This is a genomic window from Microcoleus sp. FACHB-831 (genome assembly GCF_014695585.1).
Classification (GTDB): domain Bacteria; phylum Cyanobacteriota; class Cyanobacteriia; order Cyanobacteriales; family FACHB-T130; genus FACHB-831.
Window position 1 is genome coordinate 94,001 of sequence record NZ_JACJON010000009.1, and the last position, 15,955, is coordinate 109,955.

General features: G+C 44.9%; 14 protein-coding genes. 9 read left to right on the forward strand and 5 right to left on the reverse strand.

Features of this window, described 5'->3' with window-relative positions; all coding sequences use genetic code 11:
* The first annotated feature begins 383 nt into the window (after positions 1 to 383).
* Positions 384 to 803, forward strand: coding sequence for a response regulator transcription factor (locus H6F77_RS00540; protein WP_190484190.1), 420 nt, complete (start codon positions 384 to 386; stop codon positions 801 to 803).
* A 169-nt stretch (positions 804 to 972) separates the two neighbouring features.
* Here H6F77_RS00540 and H6F77_RS00545 read toward each other — a convergent pair whose 3' ends face one another.
* From H6F77_RS00545 to H6F77_RS00555, 3 genes are read right to left on the reverse strand one after another with little or no spacing between them, the layout of a single operon-like run.
* Positions 973 to 3,237, reverse strand: a complete 2,265-nt coding sequence (locus tag H6F77_RS00545; RefSeq protein ID WP_190484192.1) for a serine/threonine-protein kinase — start codon at positions 3,235 to 3,237, stop codon at positions 973 to 975.
* Between the two features lie 48 nt (positions 3,238 to 3,285).
* Positions 3,286 to 3,612, reverse strand: coding sequence for a response regulator (locus H6F77_RS00550; protein ID WP_190484194.1), 327 nt, complete (start codon positions 3,610 to 3,612; stop codon positions 3,286 to 3,288).
* Positions 3,613 to 3,666: 54 nt separating this feature from the next.
* Positions 3,667 to 5,085 carry a protein kinase domain-containing protein gene (locus tag H6F77_RS00555; RefSeq protein ID WP_190484196.1) on the reverse strand — a complete coding sequence of 473 codons (1,419 nt, stop codon included), beginning with the start codon at positions 5,083 to 5,085 and terminating at the stop codon, positions 3,667 to 3,669.
* A 213-nt stretch (positions 5,086 to 5,298) separates the two neighbouring features.
* Between H6F77_RS00555 and H6F77_RS00560 the strand changes: the two genes are divergently transcribed.
* From H6F77_RS00560 to H6F77_RS00570, 3 genes are all read left to right on the forward strand, one after another.
* Positions 5,299 to 7,200 (forward strand): sensor histidine kinase, encoded by a 1,902-nt coding sequence (locus H6F77_RS00560; RefSeq protein WP_190484198.1) that lies wholly within the window; start codon positions 5,299 to 5,301, stop codon positions 7,198 to 7,200.
* Between the two features lie 169 nt (positions 7,201 to 7,369).
* Positions 7,370 to 10,018 carry a PAS domain-containing sensor histidine kinase gene (locus H6F77_RS00565; protein WP_190484200.1) on the forward strand — a complete coding sequence of 883 codons (2,649 nt, stop codon included), beginning with the start codon at positions 7,370 to 7,372 and terminating at the stop codon, positions 10,016 to 10,018.
* Positions 10,019 to 10,041: 23 nt separating this feature from the next.
* Positions 10,042 to 11,547 (forward strand): phenylacetate--CoA ligase family protein, encoded by a 1,506-nt coding sequence (locus tag H6F77_RS00570; RefSeq protein ID WP_190484203.1) that lies wholly within the window; start codon positions 10,042 to 10,044, stop codon positions 11,545 to 11,547.
* A gap of 58 nt (positions 11,548 to 11,605) precedes the next feature.
* Here H6F77_RS00570 and H6F77_RS00575 read toward each other — a convergent pair whose 3' ends face one another.
* The gene (locus H6F77_RS00575) at positions 11,606 to 11,959 is read right to left on the reverse strand and encodes a winged helix-turn-helix transcriptional regulator (RefSeq protein WP_190484205.1); all 354 of its coding nucleotides are present in this window, start codon (positions 11,957 to 11,959) and stop codon (positions 11,606 to 11,608) included.
* Positions 11,960 to 12,075: 116 nt separating this feature from the next.
* On the opposite strand from H6F77_RS00575, the gene H6F77_RS00580 reads away from it, so the two are divergent.
* The 3 genes from H6F77_RS00580 (at position 12,076) to H6F77_RS00590 (ending at position 13,363) form a co-directional block, all read left to right on the forward strand.
* On the forward strand, positions 12,076 to 12,312 hold the full coding sequence (locus H6F77_RS00580) for a CDGSH iron-sulfur domain-containing protein (RefSeq protein ID WP_190484208.1): 237 nt from the start codon (positions 12,076 to 12,078) through the stop codon (positions 12,310 to 12,312).
* Positions 12,313 to 12,410: 98 nt separating this feature from the next.
* Positions 12,411 to 13,109 (forward strand): pirin family protein, encoded by a 699-nt coding sequence (locus H6F77_RS00585; protein ID WP_190484210.1) that lies wholly within the window; start codon positions 12,411 to 12,413, stop codon positions 13,107 to 13,109.
* A 35-nt stretch (positions 13,110 to 13,144) separates the two neighbouring features.
* Entirely contained in the window at positions 13,145 to 13,363 is a 219-nt protein-coding gene (locus H6F77_RS00590; RefSeq protein WP_242021797.1) for a VOC family protein, read from the forward strand.
* A gap of 98 nt (positions 13,364 to 13,461) precedes the next feature.
* Here the strand turns inward: H6F77_RS00590 and fabG are convergent, their stop codons facing one another.
* On the reverse strand, positions 13,462 to 14,157 hold the full coding sequence (gene fabG / locus H6F77_RS00595) for a 3-oxoacyl-ACP reductase FabG (RefSeq protein WP_190484212.1): 696 nt from the start codon (positions 14,155 to 14,157) through the stop codon (positions 13,462 to 13,464).
* Between the two features lie 85 nt (positions 14,158 to 14,242).
* On the opposite strand from fabG, the gene H6F77_RS00600 reads away from it, so the two are divergent.
* Both H6F77_RS00600 and H6F77_RS00605 read left to right on the forward strand, forming a co-directional pair.
* A complete protein-coding gene (locus H6F77_RS00600) occupies positions 14,243 to 14,605 on the forward strand; it encodes a VOC family protein (protein WP_190484215.1) in 363 nt (120 codons plus the stop codon).
* 71 nt (positions 14,606 to 14,676) lie between these two features.
* Positions 14,677 to 15,951: a recombinase family protein gene (locus H6F77_RS00605; protein ID WP_190484218.1), complete on the forward strand. Its 1,275-nt coding sequence runs from the start codon at positions 14,677 to 14,679 to the stop codon at positions 15,949 to 15,951.
* Positions 15,952 to 15,955 lie beyond the last annotated feature (4 nt).

Sequence of the window (15,955 nt, forward strand, 5' to 3'; positions counted from 1 at the left end):
ACTAAAAATAACATATTATAAAGATTTTTTTATAATATATTCTAAATTTTTGTAACGAACGTGACAGAGAAAATCGTAAAAAAATATTAATAGGCGAGAATTGAAAATTAAAGTGGGACACCCTGAAAGTGTATCTAGCAGACCAGCGATTGTTGTTTCGTTATAGATGCTAAAACCTGAAATTGTAAATTGTGCAGACCTTAATATTTCAGCTTTATAGAGTAAATTAACTGGAATAGAGCCGAATTTATGTAAATTGCGAAATATAAAAGCTAGACTTGTTTGGTGATTATAATTAGCCGTTGTTAAATATATGACCTATAATAACAAGTGATCAAATAATAAAAAATAGTAAATATACTGATAAAACAGGGGTTAGGAATATGAGTTTTGTTTCACCAAATCAACCAATAATTCTTGCAGTAGATGATAGCCCGATAATGCAAGAGATGGTCAAAAGGGCACTAGGAAACGAATATAAAATCATAGTAGCCGATAATGCAGTGGATGCTTTGTCAGTGATTTACCACCAGACAATATCGATTGTATTATTAGATGTTTCCATGCCTGGAGTCGATGGCTTAGAACTTTGTCGCACGATTCGCAGTTTGCCTCAATTTAGCGGACTACCTATAATTATGCTGACCGCCAGAGATGGGGTTTTTGATAAAGTGCAAGGACGCCTTGCTGGTGCAACGGAATACTTGACTAAACCTTTTGATAACGAGCAACTGCGCGGCGTAGTGAGAAATTTTATTGAGTCTAATAATAGTACGACAGAAAGCGTAAAGTATGAATCATAAAAGAAAGAAGACATTAGTTATAAGTAAAAAAATTGAACAAGTGAGGGGTTAAAAGTAGACGAAAAACGGTTATAGAAATCGATTTTTCCAGCAGGGCGATATCCTGAAATATTAGCGAGCTTCATATCAGAAAAACACGTTTTATTTTATAAAAAAGATGGGCGATCGCTTAAAGGCCTTCATCTGTAGAACTGGGTGAGGGAGTGGGGGTTTCAGACTCTACGGGTGGGGGAGTTGATTCCGCGTTCTCAACAGTGAGATTGAGTTTAAAATCAACAGGCTTTGAGGAGTTGGAAACTACCACAAACTCGTAATACCCCGCTTGAGCTAAATTGCCTGACCAAGTTTTTTGCTTCGAGTCTTCTAGCAAAGCTGGAAGGGTGTTGCTTGGTGGATAAATTGAAAGCAAGGTAGAGGGAGAGCCTTGAAGCTGAACTTGCATCGCCTGACCTTCGTTAAGCTGGGCAATGTAAGCAATGCCATCACCAAGTTTAAGAGTACGGCTTACCTCAGTGCTAGTTGTGCCCGGAGCGAAGCGAATTGTTTGTAGAGCAGTTCCAGACTGAGCGGATTTTACATTATCAGCTGCGATCGCGTGCCAAATTTGACCAATTGGTTTATTCAAAAACTCCTGAAAAGTCAAATTCAACCTTTTAGCAGAATAATCTGAACGCAGAGACAAATACTTCGCATCAGTTAGATCGTAAAGAGCGCGGCTGCTCAAATGCAACTTATTCACTTGCTCCTTCCACCGCTGTCGGTCACTCGCACCATAGCTTCCCAAACGCCGACGCGCATCCGAACTCAAGTTTGCCTGCTCCAGATTGCCAAGTAAAGCAGCAGCCGTATTGTCCCGCCGCTCCCGTAAAGGTGCATTTTGGGAACCCGTACCTGGAGTTTGCCCCCTATACTGTGGATTTTGCGCCCAGAAAACTTCATTCACCAAGTCAGTATAAAACTGCTGGCTAATTCCCAGCGCTTGGCGACGCTGCTCTAGTAATTTCTGGCGCTGTTGCTCGTTAGTCGATATCGGCGGTGGCGACTTTTCCACCTCAACAGGCGGAGTAGTTGTAGGTGACGGCGGGATAGTTTCAGGCGGATTTGTCTCTGGCTGCGAGTCGGACTGCAACCAGGTATTCCCAACCACCCAGCCAATAGCGCCAGCAGCGCCAATTATCACTAACACAACTAAAACTTTTCCTAATAAGCCTATAAATGATGATTGGGACTTAGCGCTTGGGGAAGGAATAGTCGGGTTTGGGGAATTACGATTCGGGCTTGCTACCCTGCCTTGCTCTCTTCCGCCTTGATGGGGTTGGGGTTGGGGTTGGGGGTGCGGAGGATTAGAGGCAACGGGGGTACGGTGGGGATGTGGAGCAGGAGCAACGACTGCGGTTGCTTCTGTTGCAACAGGGGGTGGTGGTGGTGGCAGAGTAGGGGATAAATCCGGAGCAGGTTGGTAGGTTTGTAGTGCATCAAGCACTGCACGGGCTGATTGGTAGCGATCGCCCGGTCTGCGCTCTAGCATCTTATCCAAAATTGCCCCCAGATGCTGACTCAAGCTAACTTCCCGCCGCCAGTCCCACAACAGCGTCTGCCCATCAATCAACTCTCTAGGCTCTTTGCATGTAGCCAAAACCAACACAGTTGCTGCCAAAGCGTACAAATCGCTGTGAGGAAATACCACTCCTCTTTGCATTTGCTCGTCGGGAGCATATCCCACCTTTCCCAGTCGAGTCGGCATCGGCATGGTTCCACCGTCTGCACCTGGTTGCTCGTACTGGGATTGCACAGTTGCTGCGACTTGCTTGACGCCCCCAAAGTCAATTAAGACAGGCAACCCGTCAGAATTACGCAGAATTATATTTTCTGGGGAAATATCGCGGTGGATCGCCCCCAGCGAGTGGATGTACTCCAAAACAGGTAGTATTTGGAGCATCAGCAGCTTGACTTCTGACTCTGTAAACCGCAATCCCTGGCGTTTGCGAGATTCGAGCAAGGCACGATAACTTTGACCGTCCACATAGTCTTGTACTAGAAATAGCCGTCCCTTGCCAGAGTTGTTAACGCGAAAAAGCTCTCGAAAACGGGGAATTTGGGGGTGTTGCAACGCATAGAGTACGCCAGCTTCCCGCTCAAATAGCTCTTCGGCTTTTTGCAGGGCGTAAGTTCCTTGAGCTTGTGGGGCAAATTCTTTTAATACACAACGTTCGTTGAACCTGTTGAGGTCTTCTGCTAGATAGGTGCGTCCAAATCCGCCGTGTCCGATTTCGCTGATAAAGCGATAGCGATCGCCCAATATCATCCCCTGAGAGATACCATTATTCTCCTCAGCATTATTGCCCGCAGCAACTTGTAGCTTCTCGCCACAGTGCAGGCAAAAGCGAGTTCCGGTTGGGTTTGCGTGTCCTTTACTGCAATATAGGGGGTTCATCGGCAGAGGATTTTTCCACGAAGGTCTAGCATAGATTCCACAAGTAATTTAGGCTTTACCGAAATTATTTGGCAATATCCGCTTTTTCTCCATGATTACACCTTCCCAGTGCAACAGAACGGCTTGGAGTTCTTCTTTGCGTATATGCTTAGTTAGGTAATCATTCATACCCGTATCTAGGCCTTCCTCTCGATCTTCTTTAATAGCGTTTGCTGTCATGGCAATTGCTACTAGAGCCGTACTTTTATACTTCCCTTGACGGATTTTTTGTTGCAAGATACCATCACTTAAAACTAAGTCATATGCAGTTTTATCTAATATTTTTAATAGTTGGTCTGCATTAATAGCTATGTCAGTTTTATAACCAAGATGCATTTTGGTGTAACGTTAGCAGCTATCTAGTAAAGTTTAGGGCGATCGCGTGGTGGACTAAAGCCGCTCTTTCTCTAGTTTATCTAGCAAATCTGAAGCAACTTCGTACCACTCTTGGCGCAATGCTGCATCCTCTGACCCAGCCGTTAAACTGCGTCCCCGTAATTCTGGGTGTTTGGCATAAAATCGCTTGTTAACTTGGGCATTAAATACAGCTTCGCTAATTCCCAGCGCTTTGCGGCGACTTAATAGTTTATCCGTGCGATTCTTTGATGATGAACTGGTAATAGTTGGGCTGGGTTTTTCCCCAGATTTGGGGATAGAGGCTATGGAATTAATGCGGGCTTTAAGCACGCCCCACGCACCAATTCCTAGAGACACAAGTAACGTCATACCGACAATCGCAGAGACAAATTTACGCAGCCATTTGGGAATCCCAATGGGCGGAACAATTGGTTTAATCGCTTTCTGCTGCTGGTGGACTAGAGGTGGGGGTGCTTGGGGTTTGGGTGCTTGGGGAATGGCTGCTGGAGCAACTACTAGAGTCCGGATCTGTGAGTTGATGTTTTTTTGGGCTGGCGACGGTGACGCTGGCTGTAGCGGTGACAGGGATGGAGTTGGTGCTGGTGTAGGCGTTGGTAATTTAAGGGCTTGAATTACTTCAGCGGCGCTAGAGTAGCGATCGCCTGCTCGATAAGCTACCATTTTCTGCAACACAGTTTGCAGCTTAGGACTGACATTAATTTCCCGTCCCCAGCGCCACGCCGCGTTATAGCTGTCATACAGTTCTTTAGGATTTTTGCCTGTAAGCAATACTAGGCAAGTAACGCCCAAACCGTACAGGTCGCTATTAGTATAAACCTGTCCTCGCAACTGTTCTTCTGGTGCGTATCCGTCCTTACCTATCCGAGTCGTTATAGACAAATTGGTAAATTGACCGATAGCAGAGTTCGCTACTTGTTTGACACCGCCAAAATCGATTAGGACGGGCAAAGCGTCAGAAGTGCGCCGTATCAGGTTATCGGGGGAAATATCGCGGTGAATCACTCCTTGAGAGTGGATATATGACAGCACGGGCAAAATCTGGCTTAGAAGTAGCAATACTTCTGACTCGGTAAAATTGCGAGCGGACTTTAAGAGTTGCAAATAGGTGTCGCCTTCCACATAGTCTTGCACTAGCAAAAGGTATTCATTGCTAGCAAAACTGATTTGCAGCATTTCCCGGAAACGTGGAATTTGAGGGTGCTGGAGATTGTAGAGAGTGCGGGCTTCGCGCTCAAATAACTCCTTAGCTTTTTGCAACTCAGAAGCGCCTTTAACTTGGGGAGCAAATTCCTTAAGAACGCAGCGATCGCTGAAGCGATTAATATCCTCAGCTAAATAGGTGCGGCCAAAGCCACCCTCCCCCAACTGGCGCACAACACGATAGCGCTTATCCACAATTTGTCCGGGGGGAAGAGGTTGTTGGGATATCACTGGTTCAAGACCCTCCCGCAAAATTTGAAAATGTCACAGTCACTTAATTACGCGCTAATCTACCTCTGAATCTAGAATAGCCGAACAACACAGATGTTTCCGAGCTACTGCCGTCTCAAGTAAGCGAACTGCATAGTACATAGGATTTTTTCACGCTCAAAAAGCGTCAGAATGCACAAAGGACTTGTATATATCCAAATTTAAATCTTACAAATGAAATTTAAAGCGCTACTTAATTGGGCAGTAAAGTTGATAGTGGTAATGGCTATTGCCGCCATATACTATAGCGCCGCTAAACTAGGGCTTTTACTGGTTTCCCTACCTGGAAACGTGACCCCAGTCTGGCCGCCATCAGGTATCGCCTTGGCAGCTATTTTACGGCTGGGATATGGGGTTTGGCCTGGTATTTGGCTGGGAGAGTTTTTAGCAGTAAGCACATCGATATCTGGATCGCCAGCTACAGTTATTGCAGTTGCTAGTGCCTGTGCGGTAGGAGATGCCTTAACACCCGTACTGGGCGCTTTCCTGCTAAAGCGATTTGTAGGGCATCACGATTTGCTAGATCGGGCGAGTAGCGTTTTCAAATTTGTGGTGATAGGAGGGTTGCTGATTTGGTTGGTGGCTGCAACTTTCGGCACGACGAGTATGTGTTTGGGCGGTATAGCGCCTTGGTCAGCTTATAAAGATATTTGGTGGACTTGGTGGATGGGGAACGTGGGCGGCGTTCTCGTTTTTACGCCAGCGCTGCTGATTTGGAGCAAGCTGCTAAATAAGTTAAAAGCCAAAATTCTCAAGACGAGAGAAAGAGAAATAGATAGCAGCCCAATTGAAGATGAGGCTTTTGCTCCTTTGCCTATTTCTAAGGTAGCCGAGGGTGCAATCTTGCTCGTGCTTGTGCTTGTTAGCGGTCAGATCGCTTTTGGGGGGGGTTATCCGGTGGCGTATATGCTGATTCCCCTGTTGGTGTGGTCGGCGTTTCGGTTTGGTCAACGCGGTGCGACATTATTAATCGTCATCGTGTCGGCGATCGCTATTTTGGGTACGGTTCACGGTTTTGGGCCGTTCGTGCGCGACTCGCTCAATGAATCTTTAGTTTTATTAGACTCTTTTATTGGTGTCGTTGCTGTAACAACTTTGGTTTTGGCGGCTGTACTCAAGGAACGTCAAATAGTGGAAAAGGCATTGCGACAATCGGAGAGTCAGTTGCGAGAACAATCGTTGAGGATAGAACAAAGCTTGCGAGATCTACAACTTACTCAATCCCAACTTATTCAAAGCGAAAAGCTATCTAGTCTGGGGCAGCTAGTTGCTGGTGTTGCTCACGAAATCAATAACCCGGTTAACTTTATCTACGGCAATCTCATTTATGCCGATCAATATACCCAAGACTTGCTCAAGCTCCTGAATCTCTATCAGCAACAGTATCCCCAACCCGTTCCGGCAATTGAATCACACGCAGAAGCCATTGACCTAGATTTCCTAATTTCAGACCTGCCCAAACTGCTATCTTCTATGAAGATAGGGGCGAATCGCATTCAACAAATAGTTGTATCTTTACGCAATTTCTCCCGTGTAGATGAATCAGAAATGAAATCGGTGGATATTCACGATGGCATAGATAGCACTCTGCTAATCTTACAAAATCGGTTAAAAACAAGGTCAGGTAATCCCACTATTCAGGTCATTAAAGAGTATGGCTGTTTGCCCAAAGTTGAGTGCTATCCAGGACAGCTAAATCAAGTTTTTATGAATTTAATTAGTAATGCCATTGATGCTTTAGAGAGCAGTCATCGGTCGGCGGTTAACGCTCAGTTATCGGCAGACCAAGAACAAACCAATCTTTGTATTCAAATTTGTACTGAACTGCCAGATAGCAATCGAGTTTTGATTCGTATTAAAGATAACGGCCCTGGTATGGCTCTGGATGTGCAAAAAAGGCTTTTCGACCCGTTTTTTACTACAAAGCCGATGGGAAAAGGCACTGGGTTGGGTTTAGCTATTAGTTTCCAGATTGTCGTTGAAAAACATAAGGGCCAATTGAGGTGTAGTTCCACGCCTGGGATGGGTACAGAGTTTGTAGTAGAAGTCCCGATTCGACAGGCGTCGGGGGTTTAAATAAAAAAGGGTTTGCAAGTATAGCCGATGGGCAGACGTTTGTCAGTGTGATGGTGCAGTTGTAACTATATCCGCGATCGCGGCAGAAACCCCGCTAATTGTTGTTAATAGCAAAGTAGGGGTAGCATCAGCGATATTAATAAATATTTATATATAGGGAGCGATTTATATGATATCAGCGTGCCAAAAATCGACTAATAAAATCGCTTACCTAGCACAAGCAAAGGATGTTATGTGTCAAGTTGAGCAAACATACCGCGCCACATTCGAGAGGGCTGCCGTTGGTCTTGCCCATGTAGCCTCTGACGGCCATTGGCTGCGGATAAATCCTAAATTTTGCGATATTCTCGGCTACACCTGTGAGGAACTGCTGGGGTTAGCAAGCCAAGACATCACCCACCCAGAAGATGGCGATGTTGAGATGGCTTATGCGTTACATCTGTTAGCAGGTGAAATACAAACTTACTCGCTAGAGAAGCGCTACATTCGCAAAGATGGTTCCCAAGTCTGGGTTAACCAAACAGTTTCACTTGTGCGCGAGCCTAATGGCGAACCAAAGTATTTTATTTTTCTAGCTAAAGACATAACAGACCGCAAGCTAGCAGAATCAGCATTACAAGAATCTGAGGCAGAAATGAGGGCGCTACTCGCTGCTATGACTGATGTAGTTCTAGTCCTCGATCGGTCGGGACGTTATCTAAAAATTGCACCGACGAATCCAGATCTTTTGTACAAACCCGCTCCAGAGTTGATTGGCAAGACTTTGCACGAAACTTTGCCGCGATCGCAAGCTGATTTATTTCTCGGCTACATTCACCACGCTTTAGAAACCCAGCAGACGCTCGCAGTTCAATATTCAGTACCCATCCAAGAGCGCGAGATTTGGTTCGATGTGAGTATTTCACCCCTGCGCTCAAATTTGGTGATTTGGGTAGCGCGGGATATTAATTCGCGCAAGCAGGCGGAGGAATCGCTGCGAAAAGCTAACGAACAGTTGGAATTCCGAGTAGAGGAACGTACAGTCCAGCTCAAAAATGCGATAACGTCCTTAAGCAACGCATACGCCCAATTACAGAGGGAAATTAGCGATCGCATAATGGCGGAGGAAGCGCTTAAACAGAGCGAGCAAAAATACCGCCATTTGGTAGAAACATCCCAGGACACGATCTGGTCAGTCGATGCTTCTGGGCATTATACGTTCGTAAACCAAGCTGTTAGATATATGTATGGTTACGAACCCCAAGAAATGATCGGGCGTCACTTCAGCGATTTCCAAACACCCGAACAAGTACAAAAGGATAAGCAGGTGGTTGCTCTCATTTCACAGGGGCATTCCTATCTCCAGTACGAAACTACCCATCTGCGTAAGGACGGAACGCCAATTCAACTAAGTTTTAACGCCATAGTATTGCGCGACGAATCAGGTAATATCTTGGGCACAACTGGCACTGGTAGAGATATTACTCATAGCAAAAAAGCTATGCTTGACCTAAAAGATAGTCAAGAACGATTTAAGCTTGCGGTTTCTGCAACTAATGATGGCGTTTGGGATTGGGATTTGAGAACAGGTGGAGTATTTCTTTCCAGCGTATGGATGGAAATACTTGGATATAGTGAAGGTGAAATACCGCACCTATTAACCACATGGTCGGATAGGGTTCATCCAGACGATTTACCCATAACTATTCAACAAATCCAAAACCATCTAGATGGAAATACGCTTGTTTATAACAATATCCATCGCATGAAACACAAAGATGGTCGATGGTTGTGGGTTGAGGCGAAGGGCAAATGCGTGCGTGACGGATCGGGTAAACCTTATAGATTCACGGGTACGATCGCAGATATTAGCGATCGCAAACATTCCGAAGAAGCATTGCGGCAATCGGAAGCTGCACAGGCGGGATTAATCGCTTCTCTACAACAACAAACAACTAGGTTAGAACAAACCTTGCGCGAACTTCAGCAGACGCAATCGCAACTGGTTCAAACCGAAAAAATGTCTAGTTTGGGGCAACTTGTCGCTGGTGTCGCCCACGAAATTAATAACCCTGTTAGTTTTATTTACGGCAACCTTCCCCATATCTGGGAATATGTGGAAGACATACTGGGTTTGATATCTCTTTATCAACAGGAATACCCTAATCCCACACCTGCAATTGTGGATGAAATGGAAGCCATAGACCTAGATTTTTTGAGGACAGATTTACCTAAAATGCTGTCTTCAATGAAAATGGGTGCTTCTCGCATTTGTGAGATTGTGCGTAGCTTGCGAAACTTCTCTCGCCTGGACGAAGCGGCGATGAAAGATGTTGATATTCACGAAGGCATCGATAGCACGCTGATGATTTTGCAAAACCGCATGAAAGCCCAAGCGGATCATCCTGGCATTCAGGTGATTAAAGAATACGGGAAGTTGCCCCCTGTTGAGTGTTTTGCCGGACAACTAAACCAGGTGTTTATGAATCTTATAGGCAATGCAATTGATGCTCTTGATGATGCCATAGGCAAACCAACTTTCTCACCTACAATTACAATTCGCACTTATGTTGTAGAGGGAAATCAGGTAGCGATCGCTATTGCGGATAATGGTAAGGGAATGCCAGAGTCAATACGCAGTCGTCTGTTCGATCCATTTTTTACAACAAAACCAGCAGGTAAAGGTACTGGTTTGGGTTTATCAATTTCTCAGTCAATTGTAGTAGAGAAACATGGTGGTGCATTGAGGTGTAATTCAGCACCAGGACAAGGAACGGAGTTTATTATTCAAGTGCCGATTAACCAGCCAAATCAGGAACCTCCCCACATACTGAGTTAAATCGTAATTGCAGAAATAACAAGATGCAAGATTCACAACGTCAAAAAGCGATCGCAGGGTTTGAATCGTTCCTGAATACACCTTTGCAAACGCGGTTGGAACAATATCGCACAAATCCCCCAGAAGCAAGTGCGATCGCTTTGTTTCATGATGTTGCTGCTACCGTACCAGCTTACAAAGACTTTCTCGCGCAACACAGTATAGATCCTTCCTCTATCCAAACTTTCGAGGATTTCCAAAAACTACCCCTAATTACTAAAGAGAACTATCTGCGACTTCACCCACTCGCAGAGTTTTGTCGCAACGGAAAGCTAGAAAACTGCGACGCGATCGCTGTTTCCTCTGGCTCAACGGGAAAGCCTACATTTTGGCCGCGTTTTTTTACCGATGAACTCCAGATTGCTACACGTTTTGAGCAAATATTCCACGATAGCTTTTATGCCGATACTCGCCGCACTTTAGCCGTCATCTGCTTTACTTTGGGTACTTGGGTAGGCGGAATATTTACGGCGAATTGCTGTCGCTATCTCGCTAGTAAAGGCTACCCGATTGCCGTTATTACTCCCGGAAACAACAAAGAAGAAATATTCCGAGTTGTGCAGGAACTTGGTGAGGGTTTCGATCAAGTTGTACTGTTGGGATATCCGCCATTTATTAAAGATGTTGTTGATAGCGGTATTGCGCGTGGAGTGGAGTGGCAGAAATATCAAATAAAGATGGTTTTTGCTGGGGAAGTCTTTAGCGAAGAGTGGCGCAGTCTAGTTGGTGAAAGAGTTGGTTCGACAAATCAATTTTATGATTCAGCGTCACTGTATGGAACTGCTGATGCAGGTGTTTTAGGTAACGAGACACCGCTGAGTATTTGTATTCGTAGTTTTTTAGCTAATAATCCAGAAGCGGCTAAGGCACTATTTGGAGAATCGCGTCTCCCTACCCTCGTACAATACGATCCCCTCAGCCGCTTTTTTGAAGTTGAAGAAGGCACATTATTATTTTCAGGAGATAACGGTATTCCCCTGGTGCGCTATCACATCGCTGATACTGGCGGCATAATTTCTTATGATGCGATGATTGAGTTTCTTGCACGCTGGGGATTCAACCCCGTAGAAACATTGCAGCAACAGGATGGAAGAGGGATTCATCAGTTGCCTTTCGTTTATGTTTTTGGACGTTCTAACTTTACAGTCTCTTATTTTGGTGCAAATATCTACCCAGAAAATGTGACGGTGGGGTTAGAGCAACCTGTTATCAAAGAGTGGGTAACTGGTAAATTTGTGATGCAAGTTAAGGAAGATCTTGATAAGAATCGATTTCTTTCTGTTGTTGTGGAGTTAGCGCCTGGTGTAGAAGGTAGCGACGAGAAGAGGGAGGCGATCGCGCGCTCTCTCCTCTCCCAATTAAAGCGACTTAATAGCGAATTTGCCAACTATGTCCCCTCCGAATATCAAATGCCACAAATTGCATTAACCCCAACTGGCGATCCAGAATATTTCCCCATTGGCGTCAAGCATCGCTACACCCGGCAGTAGTTACTCGTGTTACTCGTTACTCGTTCCCAGGTTCCAGCCTGGGAACGAGAGAATAATTTCACAACTTCGTCCCCCATTCATGCATGGCTTCGATAATTGGTTTCAAAGTTTCTCCTAATGGCGTTAAAGAATATTCTACTTTAGGAGGAATTTGCAAATAGACCTCGCGATGAATAATTCCGTCTTGCTCCATTTCTCTGAGCTGCTGCGTTAACATCTTCTGGGTAATTCCCTCTAAGGCTCGTTGCAACTCACCAAAACGTCTTACTTCTGACCATAGCTCCCTTACAATCAAAAGCTTCCATCGTCCGCTAATTGCCTTCAATGCGATTTCCGCAGGACAAGTTTTTCTATTGTAATTATCGCTGTCTTCTACTTGGTAAGCAGGCGTAGGGGGGGTTTGAGCTTCCATAGTATCTTTTTGGGTACTATCTTACTTTAAAGTGCATACTTTACATAATATACTTTGACTTTCTAAAGTAGAAATATACAAAAATAACAGCCAACAGAAAAACCAGGAGTATAAAGATGAATCCACCAATTATTGCAGACAATAAACCTGTTGTTTTGGAACTAGAAGCTGGTACTTACTATTGGTGTAGTTGCGGACAATCTGCAAATGCGCCTTACTGCGATGGTTCTCATAAAGATAGTGGATTTACTCCTTTAAAGTTCACCCTTGAGGAAACTAAAAAAGTTGCTTTATGTCAATGCAAACATACAAGCAATGCACCTTTCTGTGACGGAGCGCATATCAATTTGTAAGGAAACAAACTCGTTCGCGGGCTATTGCTTGGAAACGGTTAAGACGAAGACTAATATCTCGCTGCATTAAACCTAAAACTATATCAATAGGAGAAACAATGATTACACTACGAAAATCTGAAGATAGAGGCCATGCTAATCATGGCTGGCTTAATTCCTACCATACATTTTCATTCGCTAACTATTACGATACCGCTCACATGGGATTTAGAGATCTGCGAGTGATTAACGAAGACAGAGTGAAAGAGGGTAATGGTTTTGGGGCGCACTCTCACAGGGATATGGAAATCATTTCCTACGTGCTAGAAGGTGCTTTGGAGCATAAAGATAGCATGGGTAACAGTTCCATAATTCGTCCTGGTGAGGTACAAATTATGAGCGCTGGTACAGGTGTTACTCACAGCGAATATAATCATTCTGAAAGCGATACGGTGCATTTTCTGCAAATTTGGATTCTACCAAATGGAAAAGGATTGCAACCTAGATACGATCAGAAAATGTATTCCGATGAGGAAAAGCACGGGAAATTGCGCCTGATTGTTTCCCAAGATGGTAGAGATGGCTCTGTTAGCATCAATCAAGATGTTAATCTCTACGCTACAAAGCTAGAAGCTGGGCAAAAAATTGACAGCGCGATCGTCCCTAATCGTCATGCTTGGGTGCAAGTTATCCAAGGCCAAATTACTCTAAATGATGTGGTGCTTCACACTGGTGATGGTGCAGCAGTAAGCGACGAAAGTAATCTGGTTATGGAAGCAAAAGAAGCCGCAGAAATTTTGTTATTTGATTTGGCGTAATCGTCAAATATTTTATCCTTCAAGGAGGCTAAACCATGATTCCGGTTACTGGTCTTAACCATGCGGTTCTTTACGTGCGCGAGTTAAATCGTTCAGTTGATTTCTATAAATCAGTTTTTGCGGTTATTTCCGGGGTGCTAGCGACCATGGAGCCAGCAAATCAATCTATGCTCAAGATCCAGATGGGATGGAGTTTGAAATTACCTGGCAAATTCCCCGAAAATACTGGGGAGAATTTGAAGATCGGGCAGTAGTTGCGCCGCTAAAGTTGCAAGATGAAATGCAGCGTTATGGCGCGGAAGAATTGGCAATTAGTAATTAAATAGTAAGGTGGGCATTGCCCACCTTACTACTAAATATTTCCATAAACGGGAATAGCAGCACCTCGCACATCTTTAGCGGCTTCTGAGGCTAGGAAGCAAATCACTTGTGCTAGAGATTCAGGTTGTACCCACTTGGATGCATTTTCTGCACCCATTGATTCACGATTGGTAGGGGTGTCAATTATGCTGGGTAGAACGACATTAGCTGTAATATTAGTGCCTTTAGTTTCGTCAGCGATCGCCTGCGTTAACGCCACAACGCCAGCTTTAGAAGCACAGTAAGCGGCTAACTGTCCTGTTGGTTCCACAGCGCCACGCGAACCGACGGTGACAATGCGCCCGTAGCCATTTTCTAACATTTTTTTTAGGCTATGTTTGCAAACTAAAAAAGTCGTATTTAAATTTAAGTCAAAGTCGCGTTTCCAATCTGAGAAACTATACTCGTGAGTGTTACCCATGGCAAAACCACCCACGAGATGAATTAATACATCCACTCTTTCCATGCGGGCGATCGCATTCTGTACCGAACCTTCATCCGTAAGATTAGCAGGGATAAACTGAATACGATCAAAATCCTCTGGTGACACAAAAGCCTTGAGGCGTTCTACTTGTAGAGAAGTGTGATAAGGAATGGTGACTTCTGCACCTTGAGCTAGAACGGCTGGGGTGACGCCCAAACCAAGCCCACCAGTACCGCCTGTCAGTAAAACTCGCTTGCCTTTCATTGATTTTATCTCCTGTTGAATATTATCTTCAAATAGACTGGCATCAGAGGGATAATCTAATCAAGTCAATCTCATTGGATCGGCAATGCAAATCACCCAATGTCTTCATGCAGCTATTCTGGTTTCTGATTTGGATCGAGCAGAACACTTCTACGGCGCTGTAATAGGATTACCCAAAGTAGAGCGATCGCTTAAATTTCCTGGTGCGTGGTACCAAGTCGGCTCGTTCCAGATCCACCTAATTGTCGCAGACTCTATACCATCCGATCTGGTAGACGCACAAAAGTTAGGACGCAACCGACATTTAGCATTTTCAGTTGATAACTTGGAAGCTGCAAAAAATCAATTGCTAACTCACAATTTCCCCATACAAATGAGCGCTTCTGGTCGCGCTGCTTTATTCACCCAAGACCCCGATGGCAATATCATCGAATTGAACGAAGTATGAGCTTTTTGTGCAACGTCCTTCTTTGTCCTTTGTCCTTGGTATGCTTGTTTGTTGCCAATGACAAATGAAAAATGAAAATTATTGCTTATTTGTATAGCGACCCTCTATTAGAATCGGCACCTTCCCCAGATGTTTGGGGTTGGGAGGTGGACGCGGTTTATCAAGATTTGGGAGGGCGTCAACAATTGGGGCAATTATTAGCAGATTGCTCTAATGAACGAGTTGATTATCTATTAATTCGGCGGTTGGAAGAATTGGGAGACTCGGTAGAGGAAGTGTGCGATCGCCTCACGAAACTGGAATCTCTAGGCATCCAGCTAATTGCTACAGAGTCGCGATCGCCCCAAGCCGATTTGCTCAAACTCTTCTCGCAAATCCAACGCAGCCAGCGCAGTCGTCGCATCCGCCAAGGACACGCCCGCAATCGCCTTAAAGCCTCGCCTCCTCCTGGCAAGCCGCCTTACGGTTATCGACGAGGTAAAGAACGCTATATTATCGACCGCAGCGCTGCCCCAGTTGTCAAGGATTTTTTTGAACAATTCCTGCTTTATGGTTCCCTGCGCGGCGCGGTGCGCTACCTGGAAAAGAAATACAACAAGAAAATTTCAGCATCTACCGGGCAACGCTGGCTGACTAACCCAGTCTATCGAGGCGATACGGCTTATCAAAATGGCACGGTGCTTGCAGATACCCATGTCGCCATCATTTCCAAAGAAGAAGCCGCGCAAATAGACCGCCTCCTGCGTCGCAACCGCCGCCTCGCACCCCGCACCGCCAGCGCCCCTCGTTCTCTGGCTGGCTTGGTTATCTGCGCTGAGTGTCAGTCGCCTATGACTATAACCCGCGTCACAGCCCGTCGCAAAGAGCAAGAATATCTTTATCTGCGCCCAACTAATTGCATCAAACAACCTAAGTGTAAAGCTATTTCTTACGAGCAAATATTAGAGCAAACTATTCAAAGAATTTGCGAAGATTTACCCCGCGCGGTGGCTGGGATGAATCTACCCAATATGGATGGAATTAAGGGCAATATTACCGAGGAAATTCTTAAGAAGCAAGATATTTTAACTCAGTTGCCAGTTCTAACTGTTAATGGTGTTTTGGATGCAGAGACGGCGGAACTACGCGCCTACAAATTACGCACAGAACTTTCCCAACTGCAAGCGCAACTTTCTCAAATGCCGCCAGTTAATTTACGCGAAATTGCCCAAGCTGTATCAATTACCCAATTTTGGAAAGATTTGTCAGAATCGGAGCGACGCTTCTATTTTCGAGAGTTTATTCGTGCGATTGAGATTAGGCGTAATGATGAGATGTGGCAGTTGCAATTATTTTTTATTTTTTAGGTGT

Coding starts and splice junctions, on each gene's coding strand:
- H6F77_RS00540 (WP_190484190.1), top strand. CDS start 384: ATGAGTTTTGTTTCACCAAATCAACCAATAATTCTTGCAGTAGATGAT.
- H6F77_RS00545 (WP_190484192.1), bottom strand. CDS start 3,237: ATGAACCCCCTATATTGCAGTAAAGGACACGCAAACCCAACCGGAACT.
- H6F77_RS00550 (WP_190484194.1), bottom strand. CDS start 3,612: ATGCATCTTGGTTATAAAACTGACATAGCTATTAATGCAGACCAACTA.
- H6F77_RS00560 (WP_190484198.1), top strand. CDS start 5,299: ATGAAATTTAAAGCGCTACTTAATTGGGCAGTAAAGTTGATAGTGGTA.
- H6F77_RS00565 (WP_190484200.1), top strand. CDS start 7,370: ATGATATCAGCGTGCCAAAAATCGACTAATAAAATCGCTTACCTAGCA.
- H6F77_RS00570 (WP_190484203.1), top strand. CDS start 10,042: ATGCAAGATTCACAACGTCAAAAAGCGATCGCAGGGTTTGAATCGTTC.
- H6F77_RS00575 (WP_190484205.1), bottom strand. CDS start 11,959: ATGGAAGCTCAAACCCCCCCTACGCCTGCTTACCAAGTAGAAGACAGC.
- H6F77_RS00580 (WP_190484208.1), top strand. CDS start 12,076: ATGAATCCACCAATTATTGCAGACAATAAACCTGTTGTTTTGGAACTA.
- H6F77_RS00585 (WP_190484210.1), top strand. CDS start 12,411: ATGATTACACTACGAAAATCTGAAGATAGAGGCCATGCTAATCATGGC.
- H6F77_RS00590 (WP_242021797.1), top strand. CDS start 13,145: ATGATTCCGGTTACTGGTCTTAACCATGCGGTTCTTTACGTGCGCGAG.
- fabG (WP_190484212.1), bottom strand. CDS start 14,157: ATGAAAGGCAAGCGAGTTTTACTGACAGGCGGTACTGGTGGGCTTGGT.
- H6F77_RS00600 (WP_190484215.1), top strand. CDS start 14,243: ATGCAAATCACCCAATGTCTTCATGCAGCTATTCTGGTTTCTGATTTG.
- H6F77_RS00605 (WP_190484218.1), top strand. CDS start 14,677: ATGAAAATTATTGCTTATTTGTATAGCGACCCTCTATTAGAATCGGCA.